This window comes from Nocardioides sp., from assembly GCF_035703625.1.
In the GTDB taxonomy this organism is placed as follows: Bacteria; Actinomycetota; Actinomycetes; order Propionibacteriales; family Nocardioidaceae; genus Nocardioides.
Genome location: NZ_DASSXS010000008.1, coordinates 1 through 2,097, shown reverse-complemented (window position 1 = coordinate 2,097; position 2,097 = coordinate 1). Strand labels below are relative to the sequence as shown.

The window sequence follows — 2,097 nt, the reverse complement described above, 5'->3', positions numbered from 1 at the left end:
CCGGTCAGGTCGACGGGGTGCAGGGCGTACTCGTCGAGGGACCCGTCCTCGAGCGGGCTGGCCGCGTAGCCCGCCTTGGTGAGGTTGCGCGAGGTGAAGTCGTGGGTGTCGACGATGATGGTGGCGCCCTTGGGCAGATCGCCGAGGTTGGCCCGCAGCGCGGCCGGGTTCATCGCGACCAGGACGTCGGGGGCGTCGCCGGGGGTGAGGATGTCGTGGTCGGCGAAGTGGACCTGGAACGACGAGACGCCGGGCAGGGTGCCCTGCGGCGCCCGGATCTCGGCCGGGAAGTTGGGCAGGGTCGACAAGTCGTTGCCGAAGGCGGCCGACTCCTGCGTGAACCGGTCCCCGGTCAGCTGCATGCCGTCGCCCGAGTCTCCTGCGAACCGGATGATGACCCGGTCGAGCTGCTTGACCTGCTTGGTCACCGCTCCCATCCCTCTCGTTGCTTGCTGGCCAGACCAATGATACCCGCGGTATGTGAAAACCGAAACGTGTTCTAGTTTCGCGCTCCATGGGTCTGTGCCACGACTCGCCCACGATAGTCCCGACGCTCAACCTGGCGCGCATCGTCTCCCTCATCTGGACGGGTGAGACACGCCACGCGTCTCAGAATTCGGCCTAAGTCACTAATGTCCACTACTCTGCTCGTCAATAGTCAGATACGCACCTTCTCGGGTCGAAGTGCGGCAGCTCCCACGGCCGCACCGGAGGGAGCGCAAACAGAGAGAGATGGACATGACTTCCAAGTTCAAGGCCGCCCTGGCGGCATCGCTCACCGGGGTACTCGCCCTGTCCGCGTGCTCGGGCGCCAGTGGTGGTGCCACGGGAGGAGACCGGCTCAGCCTGGTCGGCTACTCGGTGCTCGAGGCGGCCAACGTGCCCGTGTTCGAGGAGTTCGAGGGGACCTCCGAGGGCGAGGGTGTCACCTTCCAGACGTCGTACGGCGCCTCGGGTGACCAGAGCCGGGCCGTCGAAGGTGGGCTCGACGCCGACGTCGTGCACTTCTCGCTGGAGCCCGACATGCAGCGCCTGGTGGACGCCGGCCTGGTCGCCGAGGACTGGAAGGACAACGAGACCAAGGGCATCGTCACGTCCTCGGTCGTGTCCTTCGTGGTCCGCGACGGCAATCCGAAGAACATCACGGGCTGGGACGACCTGGTCAAGCCCGGCGTCGAGATCATCACCCCCAACCCGGCCTCGTCCGGTTCGGCGAAGTGGAACATGCTCGCCGCCTGGGCCCACGTCACCGGAGCGGGCGGAACCGACGCCGAGGCGGAGCAGTACTTCACCAAGCTCCTCCAGAACACCATCGCCCTCCCGGCGTCCGGACGAGACGCCACCACGGCGTTCTCCGAGGGCAACGGTGACGTGCTCCTCTCCTACGAGAACGAGGCGATCCTCGCCATCCAGAACGGTGAGCCGTTCGACTACGTCGTCCCCGACGACACGCTGCTGATCGAGAACCCGGCGACGGTGCTGACGGACGCTCCCGAGAGCGCCCAGAGCTTCCTGGAGTTCCTGACCTCGCCCGAGGCGCAGGCGGACTACGCCCAGTCCGGCTTCCGGCCGGTCGTGGACGGCGTCGACCTGCCCGAGGTCGAGGGTGCCAACGACCCCGCTGACCCGTTCCCGACGCCGAGCACGCTGTACACGATCGACGACGACTTCGGCGGCTGGGCCGAGGCCGACGCGAAGTTCTTCGACGACGCCGAGGGGATCATCCCGAAGCTCCAGGCGAAGACGGGCGCCGAGGGCGAAGAGTGACCACTGCGGTAGCTGATGTCTCGGCCCGAGTACACCCACGGCCACCAACCTGACCCGAGGGTCAGCGCTGGCGCTCGGGATCTCGGTCACCTGGTTCAGCCTGCTGGTGCTGATCCCGCTCGCCGCGATCGTGGTGACTGCTGCCGGTGGGGGCTGGGACGCCTACGTCGCGACGCTGACCAACCCACAGACGTGGGCCGCGATCAAGCTCACGGTCCTGACCTCGGTGCTGGTCACCGTGGTCAACGTGGTCGTCGGCACGGTCATCGCCTGGGTCCTCGTCCGGGACAGCTTCTGGGGCAAGCGCGCTCTCGACGTCGTCATCGACAT

The 2,097-nt window shown here is 67.2% G+C and carries 2 protein-coding genes and 1 pseudogene; 2 read left to right on the top strand and 1 reads right to left on the bottom strand.

Annotation, left to right across the window (positions count from 1 at the left end):
- The coding region (locus VFN12_RS00480) for a 2-oxoacid:acceptor oxidoreductase family protein (protein ID WP_414689996.1) at positions 1–437 on the bottom strand (437 nt) is incomplete at its 3' end.
- 301 nt (positions 438–738) lie between these two features.
- Here VFN12_RS00480 and VFN12_RS00475 point away from each other — a divergent pair.
- Together VFN12_RS00475 and VFN12_RS00470 are read left to right on the top strand one after the other, a co-directional pair.
- Positions 739–1,767 carry a sulfate ABC transporter substrate-binding protein gene (locus VFN12_RS00475; protein ID WP_325116566.1) on the top strand — a complete coding sequence of 343 codons (1,029 nt, stop codon included), beginning with the start codon at positions 739–741 and terminating at the stop codon, positions 1,765–1,767.
- 106 nt (positions 1,768–1,873) lie between these two features.
- Positions 1,874–2,097, top strand: a pseudogene (locus VFN12_RS00470) (molybdate ABC transporter permease subunit); the annotation flags it as partial.

Bases quoted from the DNA above. Each gene is read 5' to 3' on its own strand.
- VFN12_RS00475 (WP_325116566.1), top strand. From the start codon at position 739: ATGACTTCCAAGTTCAAGGCCGCCCTGGCGGCATCGCTCACCGGGGTA.